At 58.8% G+C, this 16161-nt stretch carries 19 protein-coding genes; 18 read left to right on the forward strand and 1 reads right to left on the reverse strand.

The annotated features are described in order from the left end of the window. Positions 1-2: 2 nt before the first annotated feature. Positions 3-917: a protein translocase subunit SecF gene (secF, locus tag ACM6IN_RS27080; protein ID WP_038362953.1), complete on the forward strand. Its 915-nt coding sequence runs from the start codon at positions 3-5 to the stop codon at positions 915-917. Positions 918-1038: 121 nt separating this feature from the next. Next, positions 1039-1587, forward strand: coding sequence for a glycine zipper 2TM domain-containing protein (locus tag ACM6IN_RS27085; protein WP_007916907.1), 549 nt, complete (start codon positions 1039-1041; stop codon positions 1585-1587). Positions 1588-1836: 249 nt separating this feature from the next. Here ACM6IN_RS27085 and suhB read toward each other — a convergent pair whose 3' ends face one another. Beyond that, a complete protein-coding gene (suhB, locus tag ACM6IN_RS27090; RefSeq protein WP_016773320.1) occupies positions 1837-2655 on the reverse strand; it encodes an inositol-phosphate phosphatase in 819 nt (272 codons plus the stop codon). A gap of 145 nt (positions 2656-2800) precedes the next feature. Between suhB and trmJ the strand changes: the two genes are divergently transcribed. The 16 genes from trmJ to hisS all read left to right on the forward strand — a co-directional run bounded on the left by trmJ (position 2801) and on the right by hisS (position 16144). Next, on the forward strand, positions 2801-3571 hold the full coding sequence (trmJ, locus tag ACM6IN_RS27095; protein ID WP_007916903.1) for a tRNA (cytosine(32)/uridine(32)-2'-O)-methyltransferase TrmJ: 771 nt from the start codon (positions 2801-2803) through the stop codon (positions 3569-3571). A 3-nt stretch (positions 3572-3574) separates the two neighbouring features. After that, entirely contained in the window at positions 3575-4351 is a 777-nt protein-coding gene (gene cysE / locus ACM6IN_RS27100) for a serine O-acetyltransferase (protein WP_007916901.1), read from the forward strand. A 246-nt stretch (positions 4352-4597) separates the two neighbouring features. Further along, positions 4598-5089 (forward strand): Fe-S cluster assembly transcriptional regulator IscR, encoded by a 492-nt coding sequence (gene iscR, locus ACM6IN_RS27105; protein ID WP_003227911.1) that lies wholly within the window; start codon positions 4598-4600, stop codon positions 5087-5089. A 47-nt stretch (positions 5090-5136) separates the two neighbouring features. Continuing rightward, positions 5137-6351, forward strand: a complete 1215-nt coding sequence (locus ACM6IN_RS27110; RefSeq protein WP_095048352.1) for an IscS subfamily cysteine desulfurase — start codon at positions 5137-5139, stop codon at positions 6349-6351. A 101-nt stretch (positions 6352-6452) separates the two neighbouring features. Next, on the forward strand, positions 6453-6839 hold the full coding sequence (gene iscU, locus ACM6IN_RS27115; RefSeq protein ID WP_007916892.1) for a Fe-S cluster assembly scaffold IscU: 387 nt from the start codon (positions 6453-6455) through the stop codon (positions 6837-6839). Positions 6840-6873: 34 nt separating this feature from the next. Beyond that, on the forward strand, positions 6874-7197 hold the full coding sequence (gene iscA, locus ACM6IN_RS27120; RefSeq protein ID WP_003227904.1) for an iron-sulfur cluster assembly protein IscA: 324 nt from the start codon (positions 6874-6876) through the stop codon (positions 7195-7197). 8 nt (positions 7198-7205) lie between these two features. Then, positions 7206-7727, forward strand: coding sequence for a co-chaperone HscB (hscB, locus tag ACM6IN_RS27125; protein WP_007916889.1), 522 nt, complete (start codon positions 7206-7208; stop codon positions 7725-7727). A gap of 51 nt (positions 7728-7778) precedes the next feature. After that, positions 7779-9644 (forward strand): Fe-S protein assembly chaperone HscA, encoded by a 1866-nt coding sequence (gene hscA, locus ACM6IN_RS27130; protein ID WP_007916887.1) that lies wholly within the window; start codon positions 7779-7781, stop codon positions 9642-9644. Continuing rightward, positions 9644-9985 carry an ISC system 2Fe-2S type ferredoxin gene (fdx, locus tag ACM6IN_RS27135; RefSeq protein ID WP_007916885.1) on the forward strand — a complete coding sequence of 114 codons (342 nt, stop codon included), beginning with the start codon at positions 9644-9646 and terminating at the stop codon, positions 9983-9985. The genes hscA and fdx overlap by 1 nt, the downstream gene beginning before the upstream one ends. A gap of 14 nt (positions 9986-9999) precedes the next feature. Next, positions 10000-10200, forward strand: a complete 201-nt coding sequence (gene iscX / locus ACM6IN_RS27140; protein ID WP_047599296.1) for a Fe-S cluster assembly protein IscX — start codon at positions 10000-10002, stop codon at positions 10198-10200. An 87-nt stretch (positions 10201-10287) separates the two neighbouring features. Then, complete coding sequence (gene ndk / locus ACM6IN_RS27145) at positions 10288-10713, forward strand: nucleoside-diphosphate kinase (RefSeq protein WP_007916882.1); 426 nt, start codon at positions 10288-10290, stop codon at positions 10711-10713. A gap of 28 nt (positions 10714-10741) precedes the next feature. Next, a complete protein-coding gene (rlmN, locus tag ACM6IN_RS27150; RefSeq protein ID WP_414917020.1) occupies positions 10742-11890 on the forward strand; it encodes a 23S rRNA (adenine(2503)-C(2))-methyltransferase RlmN in 1149 nt (382 codons plus the stop codon). Between the two features lie 12 nt (positions 11891-11902). Next, complete coding sequence (pilW, locus tag ACM6IN_RS27155) at positions 11903-12661, forward strand: type IV pilus biogenesis/stability protein PilW (RefSeq protein WP_007916880.1); 759 nt, start codon at positions 11903-11905, stop codon at positions 12659-12661. Further along, positions 12661-13704: a helix-turn-helix domain-containing protein gene (locus ACM6IN_RS27160; RefSeq protein WP_007916871.1), complete on the forward strand. Its 1044-nt coding sequence runs from the start codon at positions 12661-12663 to the stop codon at positions 13702-13704. The genes pilW and ACM6IN_RS27160 overlap by 1 nt, the downstream gene beginning before the upstream one ends. A gap of 3 nt (positions 13705-13707) precedes the next feature. Continuing rightward, positions 13708-14817: a flavodoxin-dependent (E)-4-hydroxy-3-methylbut-2-enyl-diphosphate synthase gene (gene ispG / locus ACM6IN_RS27165; RefSeq protein WP_003227888.1), complete on the forward strand. Its 1110-nt coding sequence runs from the start codon at positions 13708-13710 to the stop codon at positions 14815-14817. Positions 14818-14854: 37 nt separating this feature from the next. Then, positions 14855-16144 (forward strand): histidine--tRNA ligase, encoded by a 1290-nt coding sequence (gene hisS / locus ACM6IN_RS27170; RefSeq protein ID WP_007916867.1) that lies wholly within the window; start codon positions 14855-14857, stop codon positions 16142-16144. Positions 16145-16161: the final 17 nt, after the last annotated feature.

Consider the following 16161-nt stretch of genomic DNA (forward strand, 5'->3'; position numbering starts at 1 on the left):
CCATGTTACGTACAATCAACTTCATGGGCGTTCGCAACTTCGCGTTCGGCGTCACAGTGTTTCTCACGTTGCTGGCTATGTTCAGTGTCGTGACCAAGGGTATGAACTGGGGTCTGGACTTCACCGGCGGTACGCTCATCGAGCTGACCTACGAGCGTCCGGCCGATGTCACCAAGGTGCGTGAGGAGCTGGTGACTTCGGGTTACCACGAAGCCATCGTGCAAAGCTTCGGTGCAACCACCGATCTGCTGGTGCGCATGCCGGGTGAAGACCCGCAGCTGGGTCATCAGGTCGCGCAAGCGCTGCAGAAGCTTGGCGGTGACAACCCGGCGACGGTCAAGCGTGTCGAGTTCGTCGGCCCGCAGGTCGGTGAAGAGCTGCGCGATCAGGGCGGCCTCGGCATGCTGCTGGCGCTTGGCGGCATCCTGATCTATCTGGCTTTCCGCTTTCAGTGGAAGTTCGCGGTCGGCGCCATCGTTTCGCTGATTCACGACGTGATCGTCACCATTGGTATCCTGTCGTACTTCCAGATCACTTTCGATCTGACTGTACTGGCGGCGGTGCTGGCGATCATCGGCTACTCGCTGAACGACACCATCGTGGTATTCGACCGGGTTCGTGAGAACTTCCGTGTCCTGCGCAAGGCAACGCTGATCGAGAACATCAATATCTCGACCACGCAAACCCTGCTGCGGACCATGGCGACGTCGATCTCCACCTTGCTGGCGATTGCGGCACTGCTGTTCTTCGGCGGTGACAACCTGTTCGGCTTCTCGATCGCGCTGTTTATCGGTGTTCTGGCGGGTACCTACTCGTCGATCTACATCGCTAACGTGGTGCTGATCTGGCTGAACCTGACCACCGAGGATCTGATTCCTCCGGCCAACACCGAGAAGGAAGTCGACGACCGTCCATAACGGCCATCGTTTTCCCGGCTGTCAGCCCAAGAAAGGCGCGAGTTGAACTCGCGCCTTTTTTTATGCTCCAAGGCTGGGAGAAGCGCGGGCGCGTCCCGCATGTGATGGTCAGGAGGTTCATGTGAACAAGTCGTTGCTGGTTGGTGCGGTATTGGGTGCTGTCGGTGTGACTGCCGGGGGTGCTGTTGCCACCTACAGCCTGGTTAAAAGCGGCCCTGAGTATGCGCAAGTATTGGCCGTTGAACCGGTTAAAACACAGATCAAGACTCCACGTGAAGTGTGCAAGGACGTGACAGTGACTCGTCAGGCACCGGTAAAAGATCAACACCAGATTGCCGGTACCGTCGTCGGTGCGCTGGCAGGTGGTTTGCTGGGTAATCAGATTGGCGGCGGCACCGGCAAGAAAATTGCCACGGTAGCCGGTGCGGTCGGTGGCGGTTATGCGGGTAACAAGGTGCAGGAAGGCATGCAGGAGCGTGACACCTACACCACCACGCAAACCCGCTGCAACACAGTCAATGACATCAGCGACAAAGTCGTCGGTTACGACGTGCGTTACTCGCTCGATGGCAAGGAAGGCAAAGTGCGGATGGATCGCGATCCGGGCAACCAGATTCCGGTCGACAAGGAAGGCAAGCTGATTCTGTCGCAGAATGAGCCGGCTCAGTAAAGAGCGACTGTTTTAACAAGAAGCACCCTGCGGGGTGCTTTTTTGTGCCCGCCATTTAGGCTGCACAACAAATCCCCTGTAGGAGTGAGCCTGCTCGCGATAGCTATTCATCATTCAATGCAGGTGGTGGCTGATACACCGCTATCGCGAGCAGGCTCACTCCTGCATTGGTCCCGTGGTGTGGCAGGTGACGAATTCCAGGCATAAAAAAAGCACCCCGACGGGTGCTTTTTTCGTTTCGCGTGAAGCTTAGCGCTTCAGCGAAGCCGGCAGGTGCGGCTGGATCGCCGTCAGGACTGCCTTGAAGCATTTGGTGTTGCCGGCAACGATATGGCCTTTTTCAAGGAAGTCGTGACCGCCGGTGAAGTCGCTCACCAGGCCGCCAGCTTCTTGAATCAGCAGGGCGCCTGCAGCCATGTCCCACTCGGACAGACCCGATTCCCAGAACGCGTCGAAACGACCGGCAGCAACATACGCCAGGTCCAGGCTGGCCGAACCGGCGCGGCGGATGCCGGCAGTCTGGCCAACCAGGGCGCGGAACATGCCCAGGTAGTTGTCGAGGTTGTCCATCTGATCGTCACGGAACGGGAAACCGGTACCCAGCAGGGCGCCGTCGAGGCTGGTGCGACCGCTGACGCGCAGGCGACGACCGTTCAGTTGAGCGCCGCGACCACGGCTGGCGGTGAATTCTTCCTGACGAACCGGGTCCAGAACCACTGCGTGTTCCAGGCGACCGCGGTATTTGCAGGCAATGCTGACAGCGAAGTGCGGAATGCCGCGCAGGAAGTTAGTGGTGCCGTCCAGTGGATCGATGATCCACAGGTACTCTTCGCCTTCGATGCCGGTACCGGCGTGCAGGCCGGTCTCTTCACCTTGGATCGAGTGATTCGGGTAAGCCTTGCGCAGGGCGTCGATGATTTTCTGTTCAGCGGCGCGATCGACCTCGGATACATAATCCTTGGCGTCTTTTTCGTCGACCTTGATGGTATCCAGGCGCTCGATGGAGCGGAAGATCAGTTCACTGGCGCTGCGGGCGGCGCGCAGCGCGATATTCAGCATGGGCTGCATGGATGTGTCACCTAAGGTTGTTAAAGAAAGCCGCGCATTCTATCAGAACTTTTCTTCAGGTGAAGGACGCTGTTCGCTTTCATAGCTTAACGGTAGGCTGTTCTGTAAGATTTGCACCCCTTTCCTGTGTCCGAGAGCGCCTCCCTTGCTGCAGAACATTCGTGTCGTCCTGGTCAATACCAGCCACCCCGGCAACATCGGCGGGGCCGCGCGCGCCATGAAAAACATGGGTCTGTCGCGACTGGTGCTGGTCGAACCGCGGGTCTTCCCGCACCACGAAGCCGACGCTCGTGCTTCCGGTGCCGGTGACATCCTTGAAAATGCGCAAGTCGTCGCCACTTTGGAAGACGCCTTGGTCGGCTGCAATCTGGTGCTCGGCACCAGCGCCCGTGACCGGCGTATTCCTTGGCCGCTGCTGGATCCGCGCGAGTGCGGCACCAAAGTGGTCGAGGAAGCCGGGCAGGGCGCTGAAATCGCCCTGGTGTTCGGTCGCGAAGATTCCGGCCTGACCAATGAGGAGCTGCAGCGATGTCACTTTCACGTGCACATCCCCTCCGACCCTGAGTTCAGTTCGCTGAACCTTGGCGCGGCGGTGCAGGTGTTGAGCTACGAAGTGCGCATGGCTTGGCTGGCCGCCCAAGGTCAGCCGAGCAAGATCGAGAAAGAAGAAGTGGCTTCGGTGAAAAGTGCCGAGCTGGCGACCATGGATGAGCTGGAGCGATTCTATGAGCATCTGGAGCAGACGCTGGTCGCCATCGAATTTCTCGATCCGGAAAAACCACGGCACTTGATGGCGCGCCTGCGCCGGTTGTACGGACGCAGCTCGGTGAGTCGGGCGGAAATGAATATTTTGCGTGGCATCCTCACGGAAACCCAGAAGGCGGCCCGTGGCGAGCTTCTTAAGCGGAAGGACTAAATGATGTTTGAGCGTTTGCGTGAAGATATCCAGAGCGTATTCCATCGAGACCCGGCGGCGCGTAACGCTTTTGAAGTCCTGACCTGCTACCCCGGCATGCATGCGATCTGGATTCATCGATTGGCCGGCATGCTGTGGCGCAACGAACTGAAATGGCTGGCGCGGCTGGTGTCGAACTTCGGCCGCTGGCTGACCGGGATCGAGATTCATCCGGGGGCCAAAGTCGGTCGTCGCTTCTTTATCGACCATGGCATGGGCATCGTTATTGGTGAAACCGCCGAGATTGGCGATGACGTGACCATTTATCAGGGCGTGACCCTGGGTGGCACAAGCTGGAACAAAGGCAAACGCCACCCGACGTTGGGTGATGGTGTGGTTGTCGGTGCGGGCGCCAAGGTGCTTGGTCCGTTCACCGTCGGCGCCGGTGCCAAGGTTGGTTCCAATGCCGTGGTGACCAAGGAAGTACCGCCGGGCGCCACTGTTGTCGGTATTCCTGGACGCATCATCGTCAAGTCCGACGAAGAGCAGGATGCCAAGCGCAAGGCCATGGCCGAGAAGATCGGTTTCGATGCCTACGGCGTCAGCGAAGACATGCCTGACCCGGTGGCGCGCGCCATCGGTCAGTTGCTCGATCACCTGCAAGCGGTGGACGGACGGCTGGAAGGGATGTGCGGCGCGCTGAAGGATCTGGGCAGCAATTACTGTGCGAAAGATCTGCCTGAGCTGCGTGAAGAAGACTTCGCCTGCGTCAAAGGCAAAGACGAGTCCAAGGCCAGCTAACGCCCCCTGTAGGAGCTGCCGAAGGCTGCGATCTTCTGATCTTGCCTTTCATAAGATCAAAAGATCGCAGCCTTCGGCAGCTCCTACACAGGCATCCGTCAACCGGTGTGCCATTAGGCCGCAGAGCCTGCTATCATTCGCGCGCTCTTTTGCGGGTAATCCTGACTAAAGTACTAGGTCTTAAAGTTGACTTAAATACTCGGGAATTGCATACTCGCCCCATTCTGAACTCCGTGGTAACTGTCCATGCGACTGACTACAAAAGGCCGATACGCCGTGACCGCCATGCTTGACCTGGCGTTGCACGCGCAGCACGGGCCCGTGTCCCTGGCCGATATCTCCGAGCGCCAAGGCATCTCCCTGTCCTACCTCGAACAGCTGTTCGCCAAGCTGCGCCGCAGCAATCTGGTTTCCAGCGTTCGCGGCCCGGGTGGCGGCTACCAGTTGTCCCGCGACATGCAGGGCATCCAGGTCGCCCAGGTGATCGATGCAGTAAACGAATCGGTCGATGCCACCAAATGCCAGGGCCAAGGCGATTGCCATTCCGGCGACACGTGCCTGACCCATCATCTGTGGTGCGATTTGAGCCTGCAGATTCACGAATTTCTAAGTGGTATCAGCTTGGCTGATCTTGTGACTCGCCGTGAGGTGCAAGAAGTAGCCCAGCGTCAGGACCAGCGCCGTTGCAACAGCAAGGCGCCACGCCTGGACAAGATTGAAGCGTCCGCCGTCGAATGACAGCCAAAGAGCTAGCGGCACGCCAGCCCTGATTTAGGAGATAGTCCATGAAATTGCCGATTTACCTTGATTACTCTGCGACCACCCCGGTTGATCCGCGTGTTGCGCAAAAGATGAGTGAATGCCTGCTGGTCGACGGAAACTTCGGTAACCCGGCGTCCCGTTCCCACGTGTTCGGCTGGAAGGCTGAAGAATCGGTGGAAAATGCGCGTCGTCAGGTGGCTGATCTGGTCAACGCCGACCCGCGCGAAATCGTCTGGACTTCCGGTGCCACCGAATCCGACAACCTGGCAATCAAGGGTGCGGCGCATTTCTACGGTTCCAAGGGCAAGCACCTGATCACCTCCAAGATCGAGCACAAGGCTGTCCTCGACACCATGCGCCAACTGGAGCGTGAAGGTTTCGAGGTCACCTACCTCGAGCCGACCGAAGACGGTCTCATCACTCCGTCCATGATTGAAGCTGCACTGCGCGAAGACACCATTCTGGTCTCCGTGATGCACGTGAACAACGAAATCGGCACCGTCAACGACATCGCAGCGATCGGCGAAATGCTCCGCGCCAAGGGCGTTCTGTTCCACGTCGACGCCGCTCAGTCCACTGGCAAGGTCGAGATCGACCTGCAGAAGCTGAAGGTCGACATGATGTCGTTCTCTGCCCACAAAACCTACGGCCCTAAAGGCATCGGCGCGCTGTACGTCAGCCGCAAGCCGCGTGTGCGCATCGAAGCGACCATGCACGGCGGCGGTCACGAGCGTGGCATGCGTTCCGGCACCCTGGCGACCCACCAGATCGTCGGCATGGGTGAAGCGTTCCGCGTAGCCAAAGAAGACATGGCGGCCGAAAACGTCCGTATCAAAGCCTTAAGCGACCGTTTCTACAAGCAGGTCGAGCATCTGGAAGAGCTGTACGTCAACGGCAGCCTGACCGCCCGCGTTCCGCACAACCTGAACCTGAGCTTCAACTACGTTGAAGGCGAGTCGCTGATCATGGCGCTCAAGGATCTGGCGGTATCGTCCGGTTCGGCGTGCACCTCGGCGTCGCTGGAGCCTTCGTACGTACTGCGCGCCTTGGGCCGCAACGACGAACTGGCACACAGCTCGATCCGCTTCACCTTCGGCCGTTTCACCACCGAAGAAGAAATCGACTACGCCGCGCAGAAAGTCTGCGAGGCCGTTACCAAGCTGCGCGCTCTGTCGCCGCTGTGGGACATGTACAAAGACGGCGTCGATATCTCGAAAATCGAGTGGGCGGCACACTAAATATAGAAGCCGCCAGATACAGATCCTGTAGCGACGCGGCAGTTTACGCAGCGCAGTTGCAGGGTCTCAAGAGCGGCCCTGATGAGTGAGGATTGAGAATCATGGCTTACAGCGAAAAGGTCATCGACCACTACGAAAACCCGCGCAACGTCGGCAAGATGAACGCGGAAGATCCTGATGTCGGCACCGGCATGGTCGGCGCTCCGGCGTGCGGCGACGTGATGCGTCTGCAAATCAAGGTCAACGACGCCGGCATCATCGAAGATGCCAAGTTCAAGACCTACGGCTGCGGTTCGGCTATCGCTTCCAGCTCCCTCGCCACCGAGTGGATGAAGGGCAAGACCCTGGACGAAGCAGAAACCATCAAGAACACTCAGCTGGCCGAAGAACTGGCCCTGCCGCCAGTGAAGATTCACTGCTCGGTACTGGCTGAAGACGCTATCAAAGCGGCTGTTCGCGATTACAAGCAGAAGAAAGGCTTGATCTGACTTTCTGGATTTGGCGACGAGTAAGGAGTCACCGATGGCTATCAGCATGACAGAAGCGGCTGCTCGACACGTGCGGCGCTCCCTCGACGGGCGCGGCAAAGGTGAAGGGATTCGTCTGGGTGTTCGCACCACAGGCTGTTCCGGCCTTGCCTACGTGCTGGAGTTTGTCGACGAGGTGGTTGCAGAGGATCAGGTGTTCGAGAGTCACGGCGAAAAAGTGATCATCGACCCGAAAAGCCTGGCTTACCTGGACGGCACCGAGCTCGATTTCGTCAAGGAAGGGTTGAACGAAGGCTTCAAGTTCAACAACCCCAACGTACGCGGTGAATGTGGCTGCGGCGAAAGCTTCAACATCTGAGGCTTGTCGTGGGTATTCCTTGTCATTTCGCTTTATTCGAGCTGCAACCGGGTTTCCGTCTGGATCTCGAGCAGTTGGCCACGCGCTATCGTGAGTTGGCGCGCGGCGTTCATCCTGACCGCTTTGCCGACGCTTCCGAGCGTGAGCAGCGGTCGGCACTCGAGCAGTCTGCGCGGCTCAACGACGCCTATCAGACGCTCAAGAGTCCGGCCCAGCGCGCACGCTACCTGCTGACCATCAGCGGGCATGAAGTGCCGATGGAAGTCACGGTCCACGACCCCGAGTTTCTTCTGCAGCAGATGCAATGGCGCGAAGAGCTCGAAGACCTCCAGGACAGTGCCGATCTCGACGGCGTCGCAGTGTTCAAGCGGCGCCTGAAAGTGGCTCAGGAAGAACTCAATGAAAGCTTCGCAGCCTGTTGGGATGATGCAGCGCAACGTGAGCAGGCCGAGCGCCTGATGCGGCGCATGCAGTTCCTCGACAAGCTCACCTACGAAGTGCGCCAGTTAGAAGAGCGCCTCGACGATTAACCCAGTGCCGCTCCGGTCGCACGCCTGATATACAGATAAGTCCTGATCACGATGGCCCTACTGCAGATCGCCGAACCCGGCCAAAGTCCTCAACCGCACCAGCGTCGTCTGGCTGTGGGGATCGACTTGGGCACTACCAATTCGCTGGTCGCTGCGTTGCGCAGTGGTCTTTCCGAGCCGTTGGCTGACGCAAACGGGCAGGTCATCCTGCCGTCCGCTGTGCGTTACCACGCCGATCGCGTCGAAGTTGGCGAGTCAGCCAAGCTGGCCGCCGCTTCCGATCCTTTGAACACCGTGCTGTCGGTCAAGCGCTTGATGGGTCGTGGTCTGTCCGACGTCAAGCAATTGGGCGAGCAACTGCCATACCGCTTTGTCGGTGGCGAATCGCACATGCCGTTCATCGACACCGTGCAAGGCCCGAAAAGCCCGGTCGAAGTCTCCGCCGATATCCTCAAGGTCCTGCGTCAGCGCGCTGAAGCAACCTTGGGTGGCGAGCTGGTGGGTGCGGTGATCACCGTTCCTGCTTACTTCGACGATGCTCAGCGCCAAGCCACCAAGGATGCGGCGAAACTCGCCGGTCTGAACGTGCTGCGTCTGCTCAATGAGCCGACCGCTGCCGCTGTGGCGTACGGTCTGGATCAACACGCTGAAGGCCTGGTCGCTATTTATGACCTGGGCGGCGGCACCTTCGATATTTCCATTCTGCGTCTGACTGGCGGTGTTTTTGAAGTGCTGGCCACTGGCGGCGACAGCGCGCTGGGCGGCGATGACTTCGATCACGCGATTGCCGGCTGGATCATCGAGAGCGCGGGCTTGTCCGCCGATCTCGATCCGGGCGCACAACGCAATCTGCTGCAAACCGCTTGCGCGGCCAAAGAAGCCCTGACCGATGCGTCCAGCGTTGAAGTGGCCTATGGCGACTGGAAAGCACCGCTGACCCGCGAAGCCTTCGATGCGCTGATCGAGCCAATGGTCGCGCGCAGTCTGAAAGCCTGCCGCCGCGCCGTTCGCGACTCCGGCATCGAGCTGGAAGACGTGCACGCCGTGGTCATGGTCGGTGGTTCGACTCGCGTGCCGCGTGTTCGCGAAGCCGTTGCCGAAGCCTTCGGTCGTCAGCCTTTGACCGAAATCGATCCGGATCAAGTGGTGGCCATCGGTGCCGCGATCCAGGCCGATACCTTGGCTGGCAACAAGCGCGATGGCGGTGAACTGCTGCTGCTCGACGTGATTCCGCTGTCCCTGGGGCTGGAAACCATGGGCGGTCTGATGGAAAAGGTGATTCCACGTAACACCACCATTCCCGTCGCTCGCGCACAAGATTTTACGACTTATAAAGACGGCCAGTCGGCCATGGCGATCCACGTCCTGCAGGGTGAGCGCGAGCTGATCAGCGACTGCCGCTCGCTGGCGCGCTTCGAATTGCGCGGTATCCCGGCGATGGTCGCCGGTGCAGCGAAGATTCGCGTGACCTTCCAGGTCGATGCCGACGGTCTGCTCAGCGTTTCCGCCCGTGAACTGGGTTCAGGCGTTGAGGCAAGCATTCAGGTCAAACCGTCCTACGGTCTGACCGACGGCGAAATCGCCAAAATGCTCAAGGATTCGTTCCAGCACGCCAATGACGACAAGGTCGCCCGCGTTCTGCGTGAGCAGCAGGTCGATGCCCAGCGTCTGATCGAAGCGGTGCAGGGCGCTCTGGAGGCGGATGGCGAGCGTTTGCTCGACGCCGAAGAGCGCATGGTTATCGACTTGCAGCTGCAGGAATTGGCCGAACTGATGAAAGGTACCGATGGTTATGCCATCGAGCAGCAGACCAAGCGTCTGTCGCAAGTGACCGATGCTTTTGCTGCCCGCCGCATGGATCTGACGGTGAAAGCTGCTCTGTCGGGGCGCAATCTGAATGAAATCGAGGATATCTGATGCCGCAGGTCATTTTTCTGCCCCACGAGAAGTTCTGCCCTGAAGGCATGGTTGTAGAGGCTGCGCCCGGCACATCGATTCTCGAACTGGCCCACGAACACCACATCGAGATGGAAAGCGCTTGCGGCGGTGTCTGCGCTTGCACCACCTGCCACTGCATCATCCGCGAGGGTTTCGACTCGATGGAAGAGGCCGACGAGCTGGAAGAAGATTTCCTCGATCGTGCCTGGGGTCTGGAAGCGCAATCGCGTCTGGCTTGCCAGGCTATCGTTGGTGAAGAAGACATCACCGTCGAAATTCCGAAATATTCGCTTAACCATGCGGCCGAAGCGCCGCACTGACTGGTAAGACTGTCATGAGCTACGGTTGGAATGATGTTCAACGTATTGCAGAAGAATTGGCTGAAGCCAAGCCGGGTGTAGATCCGTTTTCTGTCAATTTCGTCGATCTGCAGCAATGGATCAAAGAGCTGCCGGATTTCGACAACACCTCTGGCCGTGTCGGCGAGAAGGTGTTGGAAGCGGTTCAGACGCTCTGGGCCAAAGAATTGGACTGATCGTCTCGCAGGTTAGGCAATACCCAAGAACCCGCGTATAATTCGCGGGTTTAATTTTTCGCAAATTACCGTTTCTGGAGTTACACCATGGCTGTTCAACGCACTTTCTCCATCATCAAGCCTGACGCTGTTGCAAAAAACGTCATCGGCGAAATCACCACTCGTTTCGAAAAAGCCGGCCTGCGCGTTGTAGCTTCGAAACTGAAGCAACTGTCCAAAGCTGAAGCTGAAGGCTTCTACGCTGAGCACAGCGCTCGTGGTTTCTTCGGCGACCTGGTTGCTTTCATGATCTCCGGTCCTGTTGTTGTTCAGGTTCTGGAAGGCGAAAACGCTATCGCTCTGAACCGTGAGCTGATGGGCGCTACCAACCCTAAAGAAGCTGCTGCCGGCACCATCCGCGCTGATTTCGCTGATTCCATCGACGCCAACGCTGTTCACGGTTCGGACTCCGAAGCCGCAGCTGCTCGTGAAATCTCGTACTTCTTCGCAGCTACTGAAGTAACCACTCGCTAAGCATTGGCTTAAGAGTGAAGGTGAATCCATGACTACATCGACTGTAAAAACCAACCTGCTGGGTCTGACTCAACAGGAAATGGAAAAATTCTTCGACTCAATCGGGGAGAAGCGTTTCCGTGCCGGTCAGGTAATGAAATGGATTCACCACTTTGGCGTCGATGATTTCGACGCCATGACGAACGTCAGCAAGGCCTTGCGCGACAAGCTCAAGGCTATTGCTGAGGTCCGTGGTCCGGAAGTGGTCAGCGAGGACATCTCCAGCGACGGCACCCGTAAGTGGGTGGTGCGCGTGGCGTCCGGCAGTTGCGTCGAGACCGTATACATTCCCCAGGGCAAACGCGGCACTCTGTGCGTTTCGTCCCAGGCAGGCTGTGCCCTGGATTGCAGTTTCTGCTCCACCGGCAAGCAAGGCTTCAATAGCAACCTCACCGCCGCCGAAGTCATCGGCCAGGTGTGGATTGCCAACAAATCTTTTGGCAGTGTCCCGGCAACCGTCGACCGTGCCATCACCAACGTGGTGATGATGGGCATGGGTGAGCCATTGCTGAACTTCGACAACGTCGTCGCCGCCATGCATCTGATGATGGATGACCTCGGCTACGGGATCTCCAAGCGCCGCGTGACCCTGTCCACGTCGGGTGTGGTGCCGATGATCGATGAGCTGGCCAAGCACATCGACGTGTCCCTGGCGTTGTCCCTGCACGCACCAAATGACGCATTGCGTAACCAATTGGTGCCGATCAACAAGAAATATCCGCTTAAGATGCTGCTCGAGTCGTGCCAGCGCTACATGTCGTCTCTGGGCGAGAAACGTGTGCTGACCATCGAGTACACCTTGCTCAAGGACATCAACGACAAGGTCGAGCACGCGGTGGAAATGATCGCGCTGCTGAAAGATATCCCGTGCAAGATCAACCTGATTCCGTTCAACCCGTTCCCGCATTCCGGGTACGAGCGGCCGAGCAACAACGCGATCCGTCGTTTCCAGGATCAGTTGCATCAGGCCGGTTTCAACGTCACTGTGCGCACCACCCGTGGTGAAGACATCGACGCTGCATGTGGTCAATTGGTAGGGCAGGTGCTGGATCGCACCCGTCGCAGCGAACGTTACATCGCCGTGCGTGAGTTGAGCGCCGACAGCGATCTGGCACAGAACGCCGCGAATACTAACTAAGAGAGGATCTCTATGTCCCTGCGCTTTGCGCTGCTGTTGCTGTTGGCCAGCCTGTGTGCTGGTTGTGTCCTGTCGGGTGACTACAACCCGATGAAGACCAGCAAGGGCCGCGATGAAGCGCGGGCTGCCTACGTGCAGTTGGGGCTGGGGTACTTGCAGCAAGGCATGACCGAACGGGCCAAGGTGCCGCTGAAGAAGGCGCTGGAAATCGACGGTTCCGATCCTGACGCCAACGCGGCCCTCGGGCTGGTGTTTCAGTCCGAAATGGAGCCTGAGCTGGCCGACGAACACTTCCGCAAGGCTTTGTCCTCCCGTCCCGCCGATGCGCGCATCCTCAACAACTACGGCAGTTTTCTCTACGAACAACAGCGTTATAAAGAAGCCTACGAGCGTTTTGAACAGGCCGCCGCCGATACCCTGTATCCTGAGCGCTCGCGTGTGTTCGAAAACCTCGGCATGACGGCGGCGAAGCTCGGGCAGCGTGATCTGGCGCAGCAGCAGCTGGAAAAAGCGCTGCGTTTGAACCGCCAACAACCACGCGCATTGCTGGAAATGGCTGAGTTGTCCTTCGAAGACAGGCATTATGTGCCCGCGCGTGACTATTACGACCGTTTCAGCCTGCTGACCGAACAAAATGCACGTAGTCTATTGCTCGGCGTTCGGCTGGCAAAAGTGTTTGAAGATCGCGACAAGGCCGCCAGTTATGGCCTGCAATTAAAACGACTCTATCCCGGTACGCCGGAATATCAGCAATACCTGTCGGAGCAATGATGAAAGCGGCGCATCCCGAAGTTGTAGCAGCGAATCGCGTTAACCCCGGTGAGACCCTGCGCCAGGCCCGCGAAAGCAATGGCTGGTCGCTGGCCGAAGTAGCCCTCAAGCTCAACCTCACTGTGACTTCCCTGAGCAATCTTGAAGCCGGCGCTTTCGACAAGTTGCCGGGGCATACCTTCGCTCGCGGTTACATTCGCGCCTATGCCAAATTGCTCGGCATGGACCAGACCGTCCTGGTTCAGCAGTTCGACCAGTCCACCGGCACCGACTCCCAGGGCAGCAATGTTCACGCCCTTGGCCGTATCGAAGAACCTGTACGGGTCTCCCACACTATTTTGCGTATTGTCAGCCTGCTGTTGCTGATTGCGGTCATCGGCGGCGGTTTCGTCTGGTGGCAGGATCAGACGTCGCTGCGCACCAAGGACCTGACGTCTCTGGCGCCTGAGCACGTTGAAGTCGAAGGTGCTGACGGCACCACCCAGATTCACCCGATCGACGAGCCGGAAGACCAGGCTGTCGAGGAGAACCAGTCCGACAGCTCGACTGCGTTGGCATTGCCTCAGTCTGAAACCACTGCTGAATCGACTGGCGCAGAAGCTGCTGCCCCGGCAACTGCTCCAGCGGCACCGGTTGCACCGGCTGTAACGCCGACCGCTCCGGTTCATACGCCAGCCCCGGTTGTCGCCAATCCGGCCACTCCTGCGCCAACCGTTCCAGCTACCCCAGCACCAACCGTTACCGCTCCAGTCGTTGCTGCTACACCGGCACCAGCCGCAGAAGCGGCCGCTCCGGTGGCCGGCGATGGTCAGGTACAACTGCAGTTCAGCGCCGATTGCTGGGCGCAAGTCACCGATGGCCGTGGCAAAGTACTGTTCAGTGGTCTGAAGCATAAAGGCGATAATGTGACCGTCAGCGGCAAGCCGCCGCTCGCCGTGCGTCTGGGCGTTGCCCGTGCTGCACAGGTCAGCTACAACGGCCAGCCGGTCGATATCGCTCCGTTCACCAGTGGCGAGACTGCTCGCCTGAAGTTGGGTCAATAAGTCATGCACGGCGAATCTCCAATCAAACGTCGCGTTTCGCGCAAGATCTGGGTCGGCAACGTACCGGTGGGCGGCGACGCGCCGATCGCGGTGCAGAGCATGACCAACAGCGACACCAATGACGTCGCCGCCACTGTTGCGCAAATCAACCGTCTTGAAGCTGCTGGCGTCGACATCGTCCGCGTCTCGGTGCCGGACATGGACGCCGCCGAGGCGTTCGGCAAGATCAAGCAACTGGTCAAAGTGCCGCTGGTTGCCGACATCCACTTCGATTACAAGATCGCCTTGCGCGTAGCCGAGTTGGGCGTGGACTGCCTGCGCATCAACCCGGGCAACATCGGTCGTGAAGACCGTGTTCGCGCGGTCGTCGATGCAGCGCGTGATCGCGGCATTCCGATCCGCATCGGCGTCAACGCCGGTTCCCTGGAAAAAGACCTGCAAAAGAAATACGGCGAGCCGACCCCGGCTGCGCTGGTCGAATCTGCTTTGCGTCACGTTGAACACCTCGAACGCCTGAATTTCCAGGACTTCAAGGTCAGCGTGAAAGCCTCCGACGTGTTCATGGCCGTCGAAGCCTACCGCTTGCTGGCGAAAGAAATCGTTCAACCGCTGCACCTGGGCATCACCGAAGCCGGTGGATTGCGTTCGGGCACAGTGAAATCCGCCGTGGGCCTAGGTATGCTGCTCGCCGAGGGGATTGGCGATACTATCCGCATCTCGCTGGCGGCCGACCCGGTCGAGGAAGTGAAGGTCGGTTACGACATTCTCAAGTCTTTGCATCTGCGTTCCCGTGGCATCAACTTCATCGCCTGCCCGAGCTGCTCGCGGCAGAACTTCGATGTGGTGAAAACCATGAACGAGCTGGAAGGGCGTCTTGAAGACCTGCTGGTGCCGCTGGATGTCGCGGTGATCGGTTGTGTGGTCAACGGCCCCGGCGAAGCCAAGGAAGCCCATATCGGCTTGACCGGCGGCACGCCAAACCTGATTTACATCGACGGCAAGCCGTCGCAGAAACTGACGAATGACAATCTGGTGGACGAGCTGGAAAAGCTGATCCGCCAGAAAGCGGCCGAAAAGGTCGAAGCTGACGCTGCGGTTATTGCGCGCGGCTGAGCCTGACTGAAGCGCCGAACGAATTTAAGGATTTAAAGTGAGCAAGTCTCTGCAAGCCATTCGTGGCATGAACGACATCCTGCCCGAACAGACCCCGCTGTGGCGTTATTTCGAGGGCACTGTTGCGCGTCTGCTGGATAACTACGGTTACAAGCAGATCCGCATGCCGATCGTCGAGTTCACCGAGCTGTTCAAGCGCTCGATCGGTGAAGTGACCGATATCGTCGAAAAAGAGATGTACACCTTCGAAGACCGCAACGGCGACTCTCTGACCTTGCGTCCGGAAGGCACCGCTGCATGCGTGCGTGCAGTGCTTGAGCACGGCATCACCGGCGGCGGCCAGGTGCAGAAACTCTGGTACATCGGCCCGATGTTCCGCCACGAGCGTCCGCAGAAAGGTCGTTATCGCCAGTTCCACCAGATCGGCCTGGAGGTATTCAACCTCGACGGTCCGGACATCGACGCCGAGCTGATCATCATGACCTGGCGCCTGTGGGGCGAGCTGGGTATTCGTGATGCGGTCAAACTCGAACTCAACAGTCTGGGCACCAGCGAGTCCCGTGGGCGTTATCGTGAAGCGCTGGTCGAGTACCTCTCGGCGCATCATGACAAGCTCGATGAAGACAGCCAGCGTCGCCTGAAAACCAACCCGCTGCGCGTGCTCGACACGAAAAATGCCGACACTCAAGCGGTGCTGGTCGATGCGCCGAAGATGGCCGACTACCTCGATGACGAATCCCGTACGCACTTCGAAGGTTTGAAAGCGCGTCTGGATGCTGTCGGCATTCCATATGTGCTCAACCCGAAGCTGGTGCGTGGCCTCGACTACTACAGCAAAACCGTTTTCGAATGGGTCACCGACAAGCTCGGCGCCCAGGGCACTGTCTGCGCTGGCGGCCGTTACGACGGGCTGGTCGAGCAGATGGGCGGCAAGCCGACCACCGGTGTTGGTTTCGCCATGGGCATCGAGCGTCTGGTGCTGATGCTGGAAACCCTGGAGCAGATCCCGGAAGAAATCTCCCGTCAGGTTGATGTCTATCTGTGTGCCTTCGGTGAAGAAGCCGAGCTGGCTGGTCTGGCTCTGGCTGAACGTGTTCGCGATCAACTTCCAAACCTGCGTCTGCAAGTCAATGCCGGCGCTGGCAGCTTCAAAAGCCAATTCAAGAAGGCCGACAAGAGCGGTGCGCTGTACGCACTGATCCTCGGTGACGACGAAATGGCCCAGCAAGTGGTAGGTTTCAAACCCCTGCGTGGCCAGGGCGAACAACAAAGCATTGCCTGGGATGCGCTCGCCGCTCACCTGGCCACCTGCGTCGTGCAGGGTTGAAGCTGTCCAAACAGCCG

Origin of the sequence: Pseudomonas sp. IT-P395 (assembly GCF_949767675.1) — a bacterium.
In the GTDB taxonomy this organism is placed as follows: domain Bacteria; phylum Pseudomonadota; class Gammaproteobacteria; order Pseudomonadales; family Pseudomonadaceae; genus Aquipseudomonas.